This window comes from Streptomyces malaysiensis subsp. samsunensis, from assembly GCF_024519315.1.
GTDB lineage: Bacteria > Actinomycetota > Actinomycetes > Streptomycetales > Streptomycetaceae > Streptomyces > Streptomyces malaysiensis.
Genome location: NZ_JANIIC010000008.1, coordinates 48,681 through 66,960, shown reverse-complemented (window position 1 = coordinate 66,960; position 18,280 = coordinate 48,681). Strand labels below are relative to the sequence as shown.

Annotated in this window: 14 protein-coding genes, 1 pseudogene and 1 riboswitch; of the genes and pseudogenes, 10 read left to right on the top strand and 5 right to left on the bottom strand. The window is 72.0% G+C overall.

Annotation, left to right across the window (positions count from 1 at the left end; all coding sequences use genetic code 11):
* Window positions 1-109: 109 nt before the first annotated feature.
* From NQU54_RS09560 to NQU54_RS09545, 4 genes are read left to right on the top strand one after another with little or no spacing between them, the layout of a single operon-like run.
* The gene (locus tag NQU54_RS09560) at window positions 110-1,696 is read left to right on the top strand and encodes a GMC family oxidoreductase (protein WP_257630682.1); all 1,587 of its coding nucleotides are present in this window, start codon (window positions 110-112) and stop codon (window positions 1,694-1,696) included.
* Window positions 1,696-2,787 (top strand): quaternary amine ABC transporter ATP-binding protein, encoded by a 1,092-nt coding sequence (locus NQU54_RS09555; RefSeq protein WP_257630681.1) that lies wholly within the window; start codon window positions 1,696-1,698, stop codon window positions 2,785-2,787. Before NQU54_RS09560 ends, NQU54_RS09555 begins: the two co-directional genes overlap by 1 nt.
* Before the next feature lie 46 nt (window positions 2,788-2,833).
* Entirely contained in the window at window positions 2,834-4,843 is a 2,010-nt protein-coding gene (locus NQU54_RS09550; RefSeq protein WP_257630680.1) for an ABC transporter permease, read from the top strand.
* A gap of 1 nt (window position 4,844) precedes the next feature.
* Window positions 4,845-5,822, top strand: coding sequence for an ABC transporter substrate-binding protein (locus tag NQU54_RS09545; RefSeq protein WP_257630679.1), 978 nt, complete (start codon window positions 4,845-4,847; stop codon window positions 5,820-5,822).
* A 125-nt stretch (window positions 5,823-5,947) separates the two neighbouring features.
* Here NQU54_RS09545 and NQU54_RS09540 read toward each other — a convergent pair whose 3' ends face one another.
* Together NQU54_RS09540 and NQU54_RS09535 are read right to left on the bottom strand one after the other, a co-directional pair.
* Window positions 5,948-6,715 carry an isocitrate lyase/PEP mutase family protein gene (locus NQU54_RS09540; RefSeq protein ID WP_257630678.1) on the bottom strand — a complete coding sequence of 256 codons (768 nt, stop codon included), beginning with the start codon at window positions 6,713-6,715 and terminating at the stop codon, window positions 5,948-5,950.
* 12 nt (window positions 6,716-6,727) lie between these two features.
* Window positions 6,728-7,213 (bottom strand): carboxymuconolactone decarboxylase family protein, encoded by a 486-nt coding sequence (locus NQU54_RS09535; RefSeq protein WP_257630677.1) that lies wholly within the window; start codon window positions 7,211-7,213, stop codon window positions 6,728-6,730.
* A 46-nt stretch (window positions 7,214-7,259) separates the two neighbouring features.
* Here NQU54_RS09535 and pdxR point away from each other — a divergent pair, with 46 nt between their 5' ends.
* From pdxR to NQU54_RS09520, 3 genes are all read left to right on the top strand, one after another.
* Window positions 7,260-8,900 (top strand): MocR-like pyridoxine biosynthesis transcription factor PdxR, encoded by a 1,641-nt coding sequence (gene pdxR, locus NQU54_RS09530; RefSeq protein ID WP_257630676.1) that lies wholly within the window; start codon window positions 7,260-7,262, stop codon window positions 8,898-8,900.
* 192 nt (window positions 8,901-9,092) lie between these two features.
* The gene (locus NQU54_RS09525; protein ID WP_257630675.1) at window positions 9,093-9,443 is read left to right on the top strand and encodes a hypothetical protein; all 351 of its coding nucleotides are present in this window, start codon (window positions 9,093-9,095) and stop codon (window positions 9,441-9,443) included.
* A 15-nt stretch (window positions 9,444-9,458) separates the two neighbouring features.
* Entirely contained in the window at window positions 9,459-10,646 is a 1,188-nt protein-coding gene (locus NQU54_RS09520; protein ID WP_257630674.1) for a glutathionylspermidine synthase family protein, read from the top strand.
* 263 nt (window positions 10,647-10,909) lie between these two features.
* On the opposite strand, the gene rocD is transcribed toward NQU54_RS09520, so the two are convergent.
* A complete protein-coding gene (gene rocD, locus NQU54_RS09515; protein ID WP_257630673.1) occupies window positions 10,910-12,130 on the bottom strand; it encodes an ornithine--oxo-acid transaminase in 1,221 nt (406 codons plus the stop codon).
* Between the two features lie 32 nt (window positions 12,131-12,162).
* Window positions 12,163-12,260: riboswitch (ZMP/ZTP riboswitch) on the top strand.
* 39 nt (window positions 12,261-12,299) lie between these two features.
* On the opposite strand from rocD, the gene glyA reads away from it, so the two are divergent.
* Window positions 12,300-13,571, top strand: a complete 1,272-nt coding sequence (gene glyA / locus NQU54_RS09510) for a serine hydroxymethyltransferase (protein WP_257630672.1) — start codon at window positions 12,300-12,302, stop codon at window positions 13,569-13,571.
* Between the two features lie 506 nt (window positions 13,572-14,077).
* Here the strand turns inward: glyA and NQU54_RS09505 are convergent.
* Window positions 14,078-14,623: pseudogene (locus NQU54_RS09505) on the bottom strand (RNA polymerase sigma factor); the annotation flags it as partial.
* A gap of 73 nt (window positions 14,624-14,696) precedes the next feature.
* On the opposite strand from NQU54_RS09505, the gene trpS reads away from it, so the two are divergent.
* Complete coding sequence (trpS, locus tag NQU54_RS09500) at window positions 14,697-15,710, top strand: tryptophan--tRNA ligase (RefSeq protein WP_069870693.1); 1,014 nt, start codon at window positions 14,697-14,699, stop codon at window positions 15,708-15,710.
* Window positions 15,711-15,946: 236 nt separating this feature from the next.
* A complete protein-coding gene (locus tag NQU54_RS09495) occupies window positions 15,947-16,546 on the top strand; it encodes a 2'-5' RNA ligase family protein (protein ID WP_257630671.1) in 600 nt (199 codons plus the stop codon).
* Between the two features lie 106 nt (window positions 16,547-16,652).
* On the opposite strand, the gene NQU54_RS09490 is transcribed toward NQU54_RS09495, so the two are convergent.
* Complete coding sequence (locus NQU54_RS09490; protein WP_257630758.1) at window positions 16,653-18,269, bottom strand: FAD-dependent monooxygenase; 1,617 nt, start codon at window positions 18,267-18,269, stop codon at window positions 16,653-16,655.
* Between the last annotated feature and the right edge of the window lie 11 nt (window positions 18,270-18,280).

Sequence of the window (18,280 nt, the reverse complement as noted above, 5' to 3'; positions counted from 1 at the left end):
AGCCCGTGGACGCCACCGAGGCGCCCAGCATCACCCCCACCCCCAGGGGCGGCAGCCCCCGGCCCGCGCCCGCGTGAGCCGTTCGGGGAAGACGCGAGGAGTCCCCCACATGTCCGTACCTGTCGTATATGACTACGTCGTCATCGGCGGCGGCACCGCGGGATCGGTGATCGCTTCCCGGCTCACCGAGGACCCGGGCATCCGTGTCGCCGTCATCGAGGGCGGACCGTCCGATGTCGACCGGCCCGATGTGCTCACCCTGCGCCGCTGGCTCGGGCTGCTCGGCGGCGACTTGGACTACGACTACCCCACCACCGAGCAGCCACGCGGAAATTCGCATATCCGGCACAGCCGGGCGCGGGTGCTCGGAGGGTGCTCCTCGCACAACACCCTGATCTCCTTCAAGCCGCTGCCGGGTGACTGGGACGAGTGGGCCGAGGCCGGTGCCGAGGGCTGGGACGCGGAGTCCATGGACCCGTACTTCCAGCGGCTGCGCAACAACATCGTCCCGGTGGACGAGAAGGACCGGAACGCGATCGCGCGGGACTTCGTCGACGCCGCCCAGGCCGCCGCCGGGGTGCCGCGGGTCGAGGGGTTCAACAAGAAGCCGTTCCACGAGGGCGTCGGCTTCTTCGACCTCGCGTACCACCCGGAGAACAACAAGCGCTCCTCGGCGTCCGTCGCCTATCTGCATCCGTTCCTGGACCGGCCCAATCTCCATCTGATGCTGGAGACCTGGGCGTACCGGCTGGAGCTCGACGAGACCGGCCGGGTCACCGGCGTCCATGTGCGCACCAAGGACGGTGCGGAGATCCTCGTCCGGGCCGAGACCGAGGTTCTGGTCTGCGCGGGCGCCGTGGACACCCCGCGGCTGCTGATGCACTCCGGCATCGGGCCCAGGTCGGATCTGGAGGCGCTGGGCATCCCCGTCGTCCACGATCTGCCGGGCGTTGGCGAGAATCTGCTCGACCACCCCGAGTCGGTCATCGTGTGGGAGACGGACGGCCCGATTCCGGACAACTCCGCGATGGACTCCGACGCGGGCCTGTTCATCCGGCGGGACCCCGAATCCCGGGGCCCGGACCTGATGTTCCACTTCTACCAGATCCCGTTCACCGACAATCCGGAGCGGCTGGGCTATGAAAAGCCCGAGCACGGTGTGTCGATGACCCCGAACATCCCCAAGCCGCGCAGCCGCGGCCGGCTCTTCCTCACCAGCGCCGACCCGTCCGTCAAGCCCGCCCTCGACTTCCGGTACTTCACGGACGAGGAGGACTACGACGGCCGCACGCTGGTCGACGGCATCCGTGTCGCGCGTGAGATCGCCAAGACCGAACCGCTGGCGAGCTGGCTCAAGCGCGAGGTGTGCCCGGGCCCGGAGATCACCTCGGACGAGGAGATCAGCGAGTACGCCCGCAAGGTCGCGCACACCGTGTACCACCCGGCGGGCACCTGTCGTATGGGTGCCACGTCGGACGAACTCGCCGTGGTCGGCCCCGATCTGCGGATCCGGGGCCTGAGCGGCGTCCGTATCGCCGACGCGTCCGTCTTCCCGACGATGCCGGCCGTGAACCCGATGATCGGAGTCCTGATGGTGGGCGAGAAGTGCGCTGAGCTGCTGTTCGAGGATCGTGATCGGGAACGGCACAGGCCCGATGAGCGAGCCGCCACGCTCGCGCCGGGAGGCGAGGCGTGATGGCGACGACCGTGGCCCCCGAGACGCCCAAGAGCCCCGAGAGCGGCGAGCGCACCCCGGTGTTCTCGGTCCGCGACCTGTGGAAGGTCTTCGGCCCCAAGGCCGATCGGATCCCCGGTTCCGCCGAGGCGAAGCTGTCCGCCGGGGAGTTGCGCGCCCGCACCGGCTGTACGGCGGCCGTCCGCGAGGTCTCCTTCGACGTCCAGCCGGGCGAGGTGTTCGTGGTCATGGGGCTGTCCGGCTCCGGCAAGTCCACCCTCGTCCGCTGTCTGACCCGGCTGATAGAGCCCACCTCCGGGACCTTGAAGATCGACGGCGAGGACGTTCTGGCCATGGACAAGGCGCGGCTGCGCCATCTGCGCCGGCACCGCGCCGCCATGGTCTTCCAGCACTTCGGGCTGCTGCCGCACCGCTCCGTCATCGACAACGTGGCCTACGGGCTGGAGATCCAGGGCGTGGGCAAGGCCGAGCGCCGGGCCAAGGCCGCCGAGGTGGTGGAGAAGGTCGGGCTCACCGGTCTGGAGCGCCGCCGCCCCGGACAGCTCTCCGGCGGTCAGCAGCAGCGGGTGGGCCTGGCCCGGGCGCTGGCCGTCGACCCCGAGGTGCTGCTCTTCGACGAGCCGTTCAGCGCGCTCGACCCGCTGATCCGCCGCGATATGCAGGAGGAGGTCATCCGGCTGCACCACGACGAGGGCCGGACGATGGTCTTCATCACCCATGACCTCAGCGAGGCACTGCGCCTCGGCGACCGGATCGCGCTGATGCGCGACGGCGGGATCGTCCAGCTCGGCACCCCGGAGGAGATCGTCGGCTCCCCGGCGGACGACTATGTACGGGACTTCGTCCGCGATGTTCCGCGTGAGCAGGTGCTGACTGTGCGCCGTGCCATGCGCCCCGCGAAGTCCGACGAGAAGGACGGCGGGCCCGCGCTGGCCCCGGGCACCACGGTCGCCGACGCGATCGAGGCCGTGGCCCGCAGCGGCGGCCTGGCGCGCGTCATGGACGGCGGCCGCTGCCTGGGCGTCGTCGACCACGCCTGTCTGCTGAGCGTGGTCGCGGGCCTGGACCGCAAGGAGGTGGCCGCGGCATGAGCACCGCCTCGACCCTCTCCCCGCCGGGCGGGACCGGGAGGCGCGTATGAGTGCCACGGCCACCCGCCCCACCACCGAACCTGGCGCCACCGGGACGGCCGCGCCCGAACCGCGCCCGTCCCCGCTGAGCGCGGCCGTCCACAGCCACGCCGTGCGCAAGCTGGCGGTGCTCGTGGTGATCGCCGCCGTTCTCATACCCCTGGCGCACGCCAAGTGGGCGAGCGGCACCTGGCCGGACGCGCTGACCGTCGATGTGTCGGAACCGCTCGGCAAGGCCAGCGACTGGATCATCGACAACCGCGACAGCCACTGGATCTTCCTCTACTTCTTCGGCCACATCAGCAACGCGGTCATCATCAGCGTGCGCGCCGTCTACGTCGTCCTGCTCACCCTCGGCTGGGCCGGGGTCACCGCCGCCTCGACGCTGGTGGCCTGGCGGGTCGCCGGGGTGCGGGTCGCGGTGACGACCATCGTGTCCTTCGTCGTATGCGGGCTGCTGGGCATGTGGGTGCCGACGATGCAGACCCTGGCGCTGATGGCCGTCGCCGTCACCGCGTCCGTCGTCATCGGTGTGCTGCTGGGCCTGGCCGGCGGGCTCTCGGAACGGGCGTTCCGTGCACTGCGACCGGTGCTGGACACCATGCAGGTGCTGCCCGCGTTCGCCTATCTGCTGCCCGTTGTGCTGATCTTCGGCATCGGCGTACCGGGCGCGGTGCTGGCCACCGTGATCTACGCGGCGCCCCCGATGGCCCGGCTCACCGCCCTCGGCCTGCGCGGTGCGGACGCCGGGGTGCTGGAGGCGGTGACCTCGCTCGGCGCCACCTGGCGGCAGCGGCTGCTGTCGGCCCGGCTGCCGCTGGCCCGCAAGGAGCTGCTGCTGGGCGTCAACCAGGCGATCATGATGGCGCTGTCCATGGCCGTCATCGCCTCGGTGATCGGCGGCGGCGGTCTCGGTGACCGCGTCTACCAGGCGCTGTCCAGCGTGGACGTCGGCAAGGCGCTGGCCGCCGGCCTGCCGATCGTGCTGCTCGCCGTCGTGATGGACCGCACCACGGCGTCGGCGGGCGAGCGCCTCGGCGCCCCGCCGGCCGAGGGCGGGCCCCGGCTGCTGCGCGGCTGGCCGGCCTGGGCGGGCGTGGCGGCGATCACCGTGGTGGTGACCGTCGCCGGGCGGCTGGCCGGGTCCCAGACCTGGCCGACCGGCTGGACCGTCGCCATCGAGGAGCCCGTCAACCAGTTCAAGGACTGGATGGTCGACCACCTCTACACCGGCGTGCCGGTCGTCGGCGGCACCGCCGAATGGGCCTCGGACTACGTCAAGTGGATCCTGGACCCGCTGCGCGAGGGGCTCCAGGGCCTCCCGTGGTACGCGGTGCTGCTGATCGTCGCGGCGCTGGCCTGGCTGATCGGCACCTGGGCCACCACCCTGACCGCCACCGCCGCCATGGCCGCGATCGGTGTGCTCGGGGTGTGGGAGCCGTCCATGGACACCCTCTCCCAGGTGGTGGCCGCCGTCTTCGTCACGCTGGTGCTCGGGTTCGCGATCGGTATCGCGGCCGCGCGGTCCACCCGGCTGGAGCGGTTGCTGCGGCCGGTGCTGGATGTGTGCCAGACCATGCCGCAGTTCGTCTATCTGATCCCGGTGGTCGCGCTGTTCGGCGTCGGCCGCGCCCCGGCGGCGGCCGCCGCCATCGTCTACGCGCTGCCCGCCGTCATCCGCATCACCACCCAGGGGCTGCGGAACGTGGACCCGGCGGCGCTGGAGTCGGCGCGTTCGCTCGGCGCCACCCAGGGGCAGCAGCTGCGCCAGGTCCAGCTGCCGCTGGCCCGCCCGGCGCTGCTGCTCGCCGTCAACCAGGGCGTGGTGCTGGTACTGGCCGTGGTGATCATCGGCGGTCTGGTCGGCTCGGGCGCGCTCGGCTACGACGTGGTGTTCGGCCTGGCGCAGGGCGATCTGGCCACCGGTCTGGTCGCGGGCGCGGCGATCGTCTGCCTGGGTCTGATGCTCGACCGGGTCACCCAGCCGACGGCGCGCCGCGACAGGAAGGGGGCCTGATATGGCTCGCACCCGCACTCAGCTGCTGATGGCCGCCGTCGGTGTCACGGCCGTGTTCACCGCGACCGGCTGCGGCGCGGCGGACATGACCAAGCAGACCTCGCCGTACGCCAATGTGGGCGGGGCGAAGAGCGTCACGCTCTCCGTCCAGTCCTGGGTCGGCGCCCAGTCCAATGTCGCGGTCGCCCAGTATCTGCTGGAGCATGAGCTGGGCTACCGCGTCGACACCGTCCAGGTGGACGAGGTTCCGGCGTGGGACGCGCTCAGCCAGGACCGGGTGGACGCGATTCTGGAGGACTGGGGCCACCCGGACCAGGAGCAGCGGTACGTCAAGGACAAGAAGACGATCGTGCCGGGCGGCGGGCTCGGCGTCACCGGCCATATCGGCTGGTGGGTGCCGAAGTACTTCGCCGACGCCCATCCGGACGTCCTGAACTGGAAGAACCTCAACAAGTACGCGAAGACCTTCAGGACCGCGGAGAGCGGCGGCAAGGGCCAGCTGCTGGACGGTTCACCGTCCTATGTCACCAATGACAAGGCGCTGGTGAAGAACCTGAAGCTGAACTACCAGATCGTCTTCTCGGGTTCGGAAGCGGCGCAGATCACCCAGATGAAGCAGTTCGCCAAGGCGAAGAAGCCGTTCCTGAGCTACTGGTACGAGCCGCAGTGGCTGTTCAACCAGGTGCCGATGGTCGAGGTCAAGCTGCCCAAGTACACGGACGAGTGCGCGAACGAGGGCGCCGAGGACCCGGAGTCCTTCGACTGCGCCTACCCGACCACACCGCTTCAGAAGTACCTCAACGCGGACTTCGCGAAGAAGGGCGGCAAGGCGGCGGCGTTCCTGAAGAAGTTCCACTGGACCAAGCAGGACCAGAACGAGGTGTCCGAGTTGATCGCCTCGCGGGGGATGTCGCCCGAGGACGCCGCGAAGAAGTGGGTCGAGGCGCACCCGGACGTCTGGAAGAAGTGGATTCCGTAGGGGCGGCTCTACGGCCGTAGGCCCATGGGGTGGACCCCGCTTCGTCCGCGATCAAGGGACGGGGCGGGGTCCAGCCGTTTCACGGCGCGGGGTCCGGCTTGTCTCACGGCGGGGGTCCGGCCGTTCTACGGTGCCGGGCCCAGCCGTTTTACGAGGTCCGCGGCCGCGGCCATCGTCTGCCGGAGCAGCCGGGGGCCGAAGGTGATCCGGGTGGCGCCCAGCCGGCCCAGCTCACGCGGGGACGGGCCGTCCGGGTCGAACGCCGCCGCGTTCAGCGGGGCGTCGATGGCGGCCGCCAGGCGGGGCAGCAGCTCCGGGGGCGCGAGGATCGGGTACACACAGTCCGCGCCCGCCTCCACATAGAGCCGTGCGCGCTCGATCGCGGCGGTGGCCGCGGCCTCGGGGCCGATGTCCGGGCCGCCGTGGACGAAGGTGTCGACCCGGGCGTTGATCACCAGGCCCTCGCCCGCCTCGGCCCGCACCGCCGCCAGCAGGTCCGCCTGTCGCCCGGGTTCCACCAGCCGCCCGGCCGCCCGGTCGAAGTCCTCCAGGTTGCAGCCGACCGCGCCGGTCTCCAGCAGCCGCTCGACCAGCTCCTCGGGGGCCAGTCCGTAGCCCGCTTCGACGTCCGCGGAGACGGGGATGTCCACCGCCCGGACGATCCGGGCGATCGTGGCGAACATCTCCTGCGGCGGAGTCTGGCCGTCCTGGTGGCCGAGGGAAGCCGCGATCCCCGCGCTCGGGGTGGCGAGCGCCGGGAAACCGGCGTCGGCGAAGACCCGGGCCGAGGCGGCGTCCCAGGGGCCGGGGAGCACCAGCGGATCGCCGGGCTCGCGGCCGTGGTGCAGCGCGCGGAGCGTCCGGGCGCCGTCGGTGGTCGCGGGTGCCGTCATGGCGGGCCCGCCTCAGTGGCCCGAGGGCTTGTAGGCGCCGGGGGCCAAGCGGGTGGTCACACCGATCCGGTTCCAGGCGTTGATGGTGAGGATCAGGGCGATCAGCTGGGCCAGCTCCCGCTCCTCGAAGTGCTTGGCGGCCCGCTCGTAGACCTCGTCCGGGACGAAACCGTCGGTCAGGACGGTGACGGCCTCGGTCAGGGCGAGGGCGGCCTGCTCCTTCTCGGTGTACAGGTCCACGGCCTCCTCCCAGGCGTTGAGGAGGTACAGACGGTCCTCGGACTCGCCCGCCGCACGGGCGTCCTTGGTGTGCATGTCGATGCAGAACGCGCAGTGGTTGAGCTGTGAGGCACGCGTCTTGACCAGCTCGGCCAGCTTCGGGTCCACGTCCTTTCTGGCGGCCGCGTCCAGGGCGACCATGGCCTTGTAGACCTCGGGGGCGGCCTTGGCGAACTGCATCCGGGGGACGTGTCGGTGAGTGCTCTCTGTCGTCGTCATGCCTCCACGCTAGAGGCCGGGCGGCCCAGGAGTATGGTCCATTTCCATGGCGGATTCATGGGCCACTCAGAGGGACGAACCCGGACAGCGGACAGGCAGATCTGGACAGCGGCCGGGCGGGCCGGGCGGGTCCGGACAGCGGACGGGCGGGGCCCGGGAGGTCGCGGACAGCCCCGGGCAGCGGACAGGGCACCGGACGGCCGGTGCCGGTGAGCGGGCGGGCGACCCCGGGCAGGGGACGGCCGACCGGGCCGCCGGGCTGGGCACGGACCTCCATCTGGATCTGCCGCCGGGCGGCGGGACCGGGGTACGGGACGCGCTCATCCGCGCGCTGCGCGACGCCGTCCGCGGCGGGCGGCTCGCCCCGGGCACCCGGCTGCCCTCCTCCCGTTCCCTCGCCGCAGACCTCGGCATCGCCCGGAACACCGTCGCCGACGCCTATGGGGAGCTGGTCGCCGAGGGCTGGCTGACGGCCCGGCAGGGCTCGGGCACCCGGGTCGCCCGGCGCGTCGTACCGCCCGAACCCGCCCCGCCGCGCACACCTCCGCCCGCCGCCGCCGCGGCCGCCGCCCGGCCCGTCTACGATCTGCGGCCCGGCCAACCCGATGTCTCGGCCTTCCCCCGGTCCGCCTGGCTCTCCGCGGCCCGGCGCGCCCTGACCGCCGCGCCGAACGACGCCTTCGGCTACGGTCACCCCGCCGGACGGCCCGAGCTGCGGCGGGTCCTGGCCGACTATCTGGCGCGCGCCCGTGGGGTGCGGGCCGCGCCGGAACGGGTCGTGATCTGCGCGGGGTTCGTCCAGGGGCTGGCCCTGCTCAGCAGGGTGCGGCAGAAGGCCGGGCACCGCGAGGTGGCCGTGGAGTCCTACGGGCTCGACATCCACTGGAACGTGATGCGCGGGGCCGGGCTGCGCACCATACCGCTGCCGGTCGATCAGCAGGGCGCGCGGACAGCGGAGCTGGACCGGCTGCCCGGGCCGCGGACCGTCCTGCTCACCCCGGCGCATCAGTTCCCCATCGGGGTTCCGCTGGACCCCGACCGGCGCGCCGCCGTGGTCGACTGGGCCTCGCGGGTGGGCGGGCTGGTGCTGGAGGACGACTACGACGGGGAGTTCCGCTACGACCGTCAGCCGGTCGGGGCGCTGCAAGGGCTGGACCCCGAGCATGTGGTCTATCTGGGCACCGCGAGCAAGAGCCTGGCGCCCGCGCTGCGGCTGGCCTGGATGGTGGTGCCGGACCATCTGATGGACGACCTCCTGGCGGTCAAGGGGACGGGGGAGTGGCAGTTGGGCGGTCTTGACCAGCTGACGCTCGCGGAGTTCATCGACTCCGGGGCGTACGACCGCCATGTGCGCGGTATGCGGATGCGCTACCGGCGCCGCCGCGACCAGCTGGTGGCGGCGCTCGCCGAACGCGCCCCGCGGGTGCGGGTCACGGGCATCGAGGCGGGGCTGCACGCGGTGCTCCAACTGCCGCCGGGCACCGAGCGGTCCGTGGTGCAGGGCGCGGCCTGGCAGGGCCTGGCCCTGGAGGGGCTCTCCCGCTTCCGCTACCGCGAGGAGCGGGAGCCGGGTGGGCCCGGACCGGCGCCGGGGGAGGGGCCGGACGCGCTGGTGTTCGCCTATGGCACCCCGCCCGACCACGCCTTCACGGGCGCGCTGGAAGCGCTGTGCCGGGTGCTGCCCTGAGCCCGGCCAGCCCCCTCTCAGCAACTCGGTGGAATCCACCGGCCGCGGTTCGCAAGCTGCCTCGAAGAGGCGCGGGGCTGTGCCGGTGTGCGGCTCCGCCGCGTGGGCGCGGCCGGGCCCCGCCGTCCATGGGCGCGGCAGTTCCCCCTAGGGTGGGCGGCGGTCTCGGGGAGAGAAACGGGGGAGACTGCGATGGAACGGAAGACGACGCGGCGGCTGCGGTCGAGCACGGTGATCCTGGGCGGTATGGGCGCGCTGGCGGCGGCGCTCACCTCCTGTGGTTCGGAACCGGACAAGCGCTGTGTGGACCGGAACAGCTATGACGCCGTGAACGGGTACCGGGTCGTCGACTCCGGCGCCTGCAAGGGCTCTGCGTCCACCACGGGCGGCAAGGGCAAGAAGAGCCGGGGCAAGGCGGGCGTCGACGGCGAGTGGTACTACGACTCCGACGTCAGCGGCCGCTGGGCGGACTACGGCACCTTCGACAAGAGCAAGGCCGCCGACCGGGGCGGCTTCGGCTGCTCCGGCTCCAGCGGCGGCTGAGCGGGCCGTCCCTCGATGAAGCGCCACACCATCGACCCCCGCCGCGACTGGCAGTCCACGGTGGAGGAGCAGGGGGTCATCTATCCGCTGACCCGCTACCCGGACGGCTCGCTGCGCCCCTACTGGGACGAGAGCGCCTACTACGCCTTCTCGCTGCCCGAGGTCGAGGCGCTGGAGGAGGTGGTCGAGGAACTGCACCGGATGTCGCTGGCCGCGGCCGCCCATATCGTCGAGACCGGCCGCTTCGCCGACCTGGGCATCCACGATCCACGGCTGGCCGGGCTGGTCGCCGAGTCCTGGCACCGCCGGGCCGAACAGCCCAGCGTCTACGGCCGGTTCGATCTGCGCTACGACGGTGAGGCGGGCCCGGCGAAGCTGCTGGAGTACAACGCCGACACGCCCACCTCGCTGGTGGAGGCGGCGAGCGCCCAGTGGTTCTGGATGGAGGACCGCTTTCCGGGTGCGGACCAGTGGAACTCCCTCCATGAACGGCTGGTCGACGCCTGGCGCACCCAGGCGGCGCTGCTGCCGCCGGGAACGCCCCTGTACTTCGCCCATTCCGCCGGGGACGAGCTGGGCGAGGATCTGATGACGGTGGCCTATCTCCGGGAGACGGCCGAGCAGGCCGGGCTGAGGACCGAGGCGATCTCCATGGAGGACATCGGCTGGGAAGGGCTGTCGGGCCGCTTCGTGGACAAGCGGTTCCGCTTCATCCGGAGCTGTTTCAAGCTCTACCCCTGGGAGTGGCTGGTCACCGACCGGTTCGGCCCGCATGTGCTGGACACGCTCGACAACGGGGGCGGCACCGGATCCACGCTGTGGATCGAACCGGCCTGGAAGATGCTGCTGTCCAACAAGGCGCTGCTGGCCGTGTTGTGGGAGCTCTTCCCGGGCCATCCCCATCTGCTGCCCGCCTACCTCGACGGCCCCCGGGAACTGGCCCGCACCACCGGCTATGTGGCCAAACCGTTGCTCGGCCGGGAGGGCGCGGGGGTGACCGTGCATCCGCCGGGCGAGGAGCCCGTCCTCCGCGATGAGCCGTGCTGCTACCAGGAACTGGCGCCGCTCCCCGACTTCGACGGCAACCGGGTGGTGCTCGGCACCTGGGTCGTGGAGGGCGAGTCGGCCGGACTCGGCATCCGCGAGTCGGCAGGACTGGTGACGGATGAATACGCGCGCTTCATCCCCCATGTGATCCTCTGAGCCGCGCGAAGCCTCTGAGCTATACGGGGCCGCCGAGCCACGCGGGGCCACCGTGCCGCGCGGGGGCGCTGAGCCGTGCGGGGCCACCGAGCCGTGCGGGACCGTCGAGCCGAGCCAGACCGCTGAGCCGTACCGGGCCCCTAAGCCGCCCGGGACCACCGCGCCGCTCGGGGCCACCGCGCCGCACCGGGCCACCGAGCTACGCGGGACCGCCGCGCCGCGCCGGACCACCAAGCCGCTCGGGGCCGCCGGACCGTACCCGCTCATTCGGCCAGCACCGCCCTGAGCTGGTCCAGCGCCCACATCAGGTCCTCCTCGCCGATCACCAGGGGCGGGGCGATCCGGATGGTGGCGTCATGGGTGTCCTTGACCAGCACTCCGCGGTCCATGAGCCGCTCGGAGATCTGCCGCCCGGTGCCGTGTGACGGCTCGATGTCCACCCCCGCCCACAGCCCCCGGCCGCGCACCTGCCGCACCCCGTTTCCGATGAGCGGCCCCAGCTCCCGGTGGAGCAGCTCGCCGAGCGTGGCCGAGCGCCGCTGGAACTCTCCGGTCCGCACCATGGCGATGACCTCCAGGGCGACGGCGCAGGCGAGCGGGTTGCCGCCGAAGGTGGAGCCGTGCTCCCCGGGGCGCTGCACCCCGAGCACCTCGCGGGAGGACACCACCGCCGACACCGGCATCACTCCACCGCCCAGCGCCTTGCCCAGCACATAGACATCGGGGACCACCCCTTCGTGCTCACAGGCGAAGGTGGTGCCGGTGCGCCCGAGGCCGGACTGGACCTCATCGGCGATGAACAGCACATTCCGCTCCCGGGTCAGCTCCCGGACCCCGGCCAGATAGCCGGGCGGCGGCACCACCACCCCCGCCTCGCCCTGGATCGGCTCCAGCAGCACGGCGACCGTCTCCTCGGGCGCGGCGTCGAGTGCCGCCTCCATCGCCGCCAGGTCCCCGTACGGCACGATCGGGAACCCCGGGGTGAAGGGGCCGTGCTGGGCGCGGGCCTCCGGATCGGTGGAGAGGCTGATGAGGGTGGTCGTCCGGCCGTGGAAGTTGTTCTCGGCGGCGATGATCCTGGCCCGGCCGTCCGGTACGCCCTTGCTCCGGTAGCCCCATTTACGGGCGGTTTTGACGGCCGTCTCCACCGCCTCCGCCCCCGTGTTCATGGGCAGCACCATCTCCATGCCGCACAGCTCGGCCAGCTCGGCGCAGAAGGCGCCGAAGCGGTCGTGGTGGAACGCGCGGGAGGTGAGGGTGACCCGGTCCAGCTGCGCCTTGGCGGCCTCGATCAGCCGGCGGTTGCGATGCCCGAAGTTGAGCGCCGAGTATCCGGCGAGCAGATCGAGATACCGGCGGCCCTCGACATCGGTCATCCAGGCGCCTTCGGCGGACGCGACGACGACCGGCAGCGGATGGTAGTTGTGCGCGCCATGGGCCTCGGCGGCGGCGATGGCCCGCTCCGCGGAGCGTCCCGATCCCATCTTGTCCTCCTTGTCTCACTAGCTAGAGTGGGGGTGCGCATCGTGACTGGCGAGCCGAGCGTGGAACCGACCACGAGGAAGCGATGCGCGGCCCCAGCGCCACGAGGTGCCGCCCGCCTGGGCACCCCGGGACACGACCGGACCGTCACCGATCGCCCCGGAGGACTCGATGAGCCTGCCCCTGTCCCATCCCGCCCTGTCGGCCGCCGACCCCGAACTCGCTTCCCTCGTCGGCGCCGAGGAGCTGTTGCAGTCCGAGACTCTGCGCCTGATCGCGAGCGAGAACTATGTCTCCGCCGCCGTCCTGGAAGCCTCCGGGACGGTGTTGCAGAACAAGTACAGCGAGGGCTACCCCGGCCGCCGCTACTACGAGGGCCAGCAGGTCATCGACCAGGTGGAGACCCTGGCGATCAACCGGGCCAAGGCCCTCTTCGGCGCCGAGCACGCCAATGTCCAGCCCTACTCCGGCTCACCCGCCAACCTCGCGGCCTATCTGGCCTTCGCCCAGCCCGGTGACACCGTGATGGGCATGGCACTGCCCATGGGCGGTCATCTCACCCACGGCTGGGGTGTCTCCGCCACCGGCACCTGGTTCCGCGGCGTCCGGTACGGGGTGCGCCAGGACACCGGGATGATCGACTTCGACCAGGTGCGCGAGCTGGCCCGCGAGGAGCGGCCCAAGCTGATCTTCTGCGGTGGCACGGCGGTGCCCCGCACGATCGACTTCGCCGCCTTCGCGGAGATCGCCCACGAGGTGGACTCGGTCCTCATCGCCGATATCGCGCATATCGCCGGTCTGATCGCGGGCGGCGCCCATCCCTCGCCCGTGCCGTACGCCGATGTCATCTCCACCACCACCCATAAGACGCTCCGGGGTCCGCGCGGCGCGATGCTGATGTCGCGCGAGACCCATGCCAAGGCCATCGACAAGGCCGTCTTCCCCGGGCTCCAGGGCGGTCCGCACAATCAGACCACCGCCGCCATCGCGGTGGCCCTGCACGAGGCCGCCCAGCCCGCCTTCCGTGACTACGCCCATGCCGTGGTCGCCAACGCCAAGGCACTCGCCGAGGAACTGCTCGCCCGCGGCTTCGAGCTGGTCTCCGGCGGCACCGACAACCATCTGATCCTGATGGACCTGACGCCCAAGGATGTGCCGGGCAAGGTCGCGGCCAAGGCCATGGACCAGGCCGGGATCGTGGTGAACTACAACACCGTCCCCTATGACCCGCGCAAGCCCTTCGATCCCTCCGGTATCCGGATCGGCACCCCCTCCCTCACCTCGCGCGGTCTGTCCACCGAGCACATGCCCGCCGTGGCCGAGTGGATGGACCGCGCGGTGACCGCCGCGAAGAGCGGTGACGAGGGCGCCCTCGCCAAGATCAGGGCCGAGGTGTCCGAGCTGATGGCGGCCTATCCGGCTCCCGGTCTGCCGACCGGCTGACGCCGGGCGCGGGCCCCTGCCCGGCCTCCAGGCCGGGCAGGGGCTGCCACCACTGCTCCTCCTGGATCCGGTCGCCGGCCACCGGCACCGGAAGGCCCACGATCCGGGCGAGCACCCGCTCGACCAGCGTCTCCCCGCCGTCCAGGGGGACGCCTGCCTCCGGAGCCCTGACTTCCGCCGGGGCCCGGCCGCCCGCCGAAGCCCCGCCGCCCTCCGGCGGCATGCTTCCCTCCGGCGGCATGCTCGCTTCCGGCTCCACGCCGCCCGCCCGCGACACGCCGTGCCGCGACGGTCCGCCGGACGGCGGTATCTCCAGCGCCCGCCCGAGCGCCCGCAGCTCTTCGGGCAGCCCTTCCTCGGCCATCTCCTTCGCCTCCCCACTCGGTCCCATCGGCCGTCGACTCCGGCGCGTCGGCCGTCCCACCGGCCGTCCCCTCGGCAGTCCAGCCCGGCCCACCGGCCGTCCAGCCCGGCCCACCGGCAGTCCAGCCCGCCTCATCGGCCGTCTCATCGGCCCTCTCCGACGGCCCCAGCAGCTGCTCCAGCCGTCTCAGGGCGCGACTCAGCCGCGATTTCACCGTGCCGCGCGGCCAGCCCAGCGCCTCCGCGGTCTCCGCCTCGTCCAGGTCCAGCAGATAGCGGTAGATCACCACCCGCCGCTGCGGCTCGCTCAGCCGCTCCAGCGCGGCCAGCAGCCGAGCCCGCCGCTCGCCCGCCAGCGCCACGGCCGCCGGATCGGCGGACTCCGGTATCACCGGCTCGGCTCCGGCCAGCAGCGCCCCCTCCCGGTCCACCGCCGTTCGTCTCCGGCGCGCCGAGCGCACCGCATTACTCGTCTCATGGGCGACGATGCGCAGCAGCCAGGGCCGGAACGACGCCTCGCTCTGGAACCGCCCCAGCGCGAGATACGCCTTCACAAAGGCGTCCTGCACCACATCCTCGGCATCCGCGCCCGCCCCGAGCAGCCGGGCGGTGCGGTGCGCGATCGGCGCATGGGCCCGCACCAGCTCGGCGTACGCCTCCGCGTCGCCGGTCCGCACCCTCGCGATGATCTGTGCTTCAGTCCTCACATCTCTCATACACCGGCGGACGGAGTCTGGTTCCACACCTGAGAGAATGGATGCCATGGCCCTCGATCGTCCCCGTGCGCTCTCCGGTATCCAGCCCACCGCAGGTTCCTTCCACCTCGGCAACTACCTCGGCGCGATCCGGCAGTACGTCGCGTTGCAGGAGACCCACGACGCGTTCTACACCGTGGTCGACCTGCATGCGATCACCGTGCCGCAGGATCCGGCGGAGCTGCGTGCCAACAGCCGGCTCGCCGCCGCCCAGCTGCTCGCCGCCGGTCTGGACCCGGACCGCTGCACGCTCTTCATCCAGAGCCATGTGCCCGAGCACGCCCAGCTCGGGTGGGTGATGAACTGTCTCACCGGCTTCGGCGAGGCGTCCCGGATGACACAGTTCAAGGACAAGTCGGCCAGGCACGGCGCCGACCGGGCCACGGTGGGGCTCTTCACCTACCCGATCCTCCAGGTCGCGGACATCCTGCTGTACCAGGCCAACCACGTCCCGGTCGGCGAGGACCAGCGCCAGCACATCGAGCTCACCCGGGATCTGGCCGACCGCTTCAACGGCCGCTTCGGCGAGGTCTTCACCGTCCCCGAGCCGTACATCGTCAAGGAGACGGGCAAGATCTACGATCTCCAGGACCCGGCGATCAAGATGAGCAAGTCGGCGTCCACGCCGAAGGGCATCGTGAGCCTCCTCGACGAGCCGAAGGTCTCGGCGAAGAAGATCAAGAGCGCGGTCACCGACCTCGAGACGGAGATCCGCTACGACGAGGAGAAGAAGCCGGGCGTCAGCAATCTGCTGACCATCTACTCCACCCTGACCGGCACCGAAATCCCGGAGTTGGAGCGCCGTTACGAGGGCAAGGGCTACGGCGCGCTCAAGACCGACCTCTCCGAAGTGCTGGTCGAGTGGGTCACGCCGTTCCGCGAGCGGACCCAGGAATACCTCGCCGACCCCGCGACGTTGGACGGAATCCTGGCCAAGGGCGCCGAGAAGGCCCGAGCCGTCGCCGCCGAGACGCTGGCCGCCGCCTACGACAAGGTGGGCTTCCTGCCCGCGGCGCGCTGAGCGGCACGCCAGGCGCCGTGCGCACCACCCGGTGAGCGCGGCGCACCCCGCGCACGATGGGACACGGGCCCGCGCGGATCGCGGAACACACCGGTCCGGCCTCCTGACCAGGGGGCTTTTGGGCCGGTGCGCCGAAGGACCGAGGAATCTAGCCGCGAGGGCGGCGCAGCCGCCACACTGACACGGGTGCAACGGCCAGAACTCAGCAGCCCGGGAGGGCCAGGAGGGAGAACGCAGTGGGGACCGTAACGCTCGGCGTTTCGATCGCGGTCCCGGAGCCGTACGGCAGCTTCCTCCAGGAGCGGCGCGCGGGCTTCGGTGACCCGGCCGCCCATGGCATCCCCACGCATGTCACCCTGCTGCCGCCGACCGAGGTCGACGCCTCGGTGCTGCCCGCCGTGGAGGACCATCTGGCGCGGGTCGCGGCCGAGGGGCGGCCGTTCCCGATGCGGCTGGAGGGCACCGGCACCTTCCGGCCGCTCTCGCCGGTGGTCTTCGTAAGGATCGTCGAGGGCGCCGAGGAGTGCGCGGTGCTCCAGGAGCGGATCCGGATGGAGTCCGGGCCGTGCGCGCGTGAGCTCCAGTTCCCGTACCACCCGCATGTCACGATCGCCCACGGCATCGACGAGGAGGCGATGGACCGGGCGTTCGTGGAGCTCAAGGAGTACGAGGCCGTCTGGACGATCACCGGCTTCGCGCTGTACGAGCAGGGGGCGGACGGGGTCTGGCGGCTGGACCGCGAATACCCCTTCGGGGCGGACGAACAGCCCGACGGTGCCTCGCCCGTGGTGCCCCGTCAGGCCGCTCTCTCCCGCCCGGCAGCGCCCTCCCACTGAGCCTCGCGCCGGGATTCCATGGCGCCGTACGCGGGCCCGTCCTGGCTGGGCGCGCCCACGCGGCGGAGCCGCACATCGACACAGCCCCGCGCCCCCTAACAGGGATTCAGCCCACCGGCTCGTGCTCGGGTGAGGGCGACGGCGCGCCGGCCCATCGGCGCAGGGCGGCTTCGAGGCCGGTGACGGCGGCGGGGTCGGTGGTGTCCGCCGTGTCGGAGGAGGCCCAGGCGACCACCCCGTCCGGGCGTACCAGCACCCCGGTCACCCCGGTCACCCCGGTCGGCGTCCGGTGGTCGTCGGTCACCCCGGTCGGCGTCCCGTGGCCGTCGGTCACCCCGCTCACCCTTCCGGTCCAGGCCGCCGCGAGGCGGGCGAACGCGCCGTCCGGAGTGCGGTCCAGCAGCAGGAACCCGCCGCCGTGGCCATGGTCGACCAGACGGGAGCCGTCCCTCAGCCACAGGTCGGGGACGTACCGCCCGATCAGCGGATGGCCGCCGGGCAGATCGACGCGCTGCGTGACACCGGAGATCTTCTTGACCGCGTAGGTCGTGCCCGCCCGGGTGCTCAGCAGATCGGCGACGACCTCCCGGAGCGCGGCCGACTTGGCATCCCCGCGCATCACCCCGATCTGGGCCCGCGTCCAGTCCAGCACCCAGGCGCCGAGGGGACGGCGCTCGGCGTCGTAGGTGTCGAGCAGCCCTTCGGGCGCCCACCCGGCGACCACGGCACCCAGCTTCCAGCCGAGGTTCATCGCGTCGCCGACCCCGAGATTGAGCCCCTGACCGCCGAACGGCGGGTGGACGTGCGCGGCGTCGCCGGCCAGCAGCCCCCGCCCCGACCAGTAGGCCGCGGCCTGGCGGGCGTTGTCGGTCCAGCGGGTCGCGGCGCCGCGCAGCGCGGTCAGCGTGACGTCGGTGCCCGAGACCCGGCGCAGACTGGTCTGCACGTCCTCCAGGGTGACCGGCGCCGAGCGGTCGGCGGGACCGCCGTCGAACTCCACGGTCACCACCCGTCCGGGCTGCGGCCCATAGCGGTACGCCCCCCGGGCCGACCACGCCCAGCCGTTGGCGAGCATCGAAGGGTCGGCGATGTCGGCGACCGCCAGATGTCCGGTGAGTTCGAGGTCGGTGCCGGGGAAGTCGATGCCCGCGAGGCGGCGCACCGCGCTGTGCCCGCCGTCGCATCCGACCAGCCACCCGGTCCGCACCGGGCCGGCGGTGGTGCCCACGAGCACGCCGTCGCCGGTGTCTTCGAGCGCGGTGACCTCCACCCCGCGACGCACCGGTACGCCGAGCCGCGCGACATGGTCGGCCAGCAGCTTCTCCAGCTCGGGCTGCGGCACCATCCTCGCCCCGGCGACCGCGGCATGCGCCGCGAGGTCGGGATCGGATTCGTCCACGAGGTCGGCGTCGAGGACCATTCCGGCGAAATGCCCGGTGAATCGCGGCTCGCGCGGCCGCCCGCCACCACCGGGCGGCCGATCGTCGGCCATGCGGGAGAACGACCCGACCCGGGCGAGCGTCTCTCGCTGCACCTGTTCGGCGGCGGGCAGCAGACCGCGGCGGTCGAGCGCCTCGGCCGTCGGCACATTGATCGCCCCGGCCTTCATCGCCTCATCCGGCTCGGCTCGTCGCTCGAGTATCTGCACCGTCGCCCCGGAGAGCGCCAGCTCCGCGGCGAGCACGAGGCCCACCGGCCCGGCTCCGACCACGGTCACGTCCACATCCTGGTTCA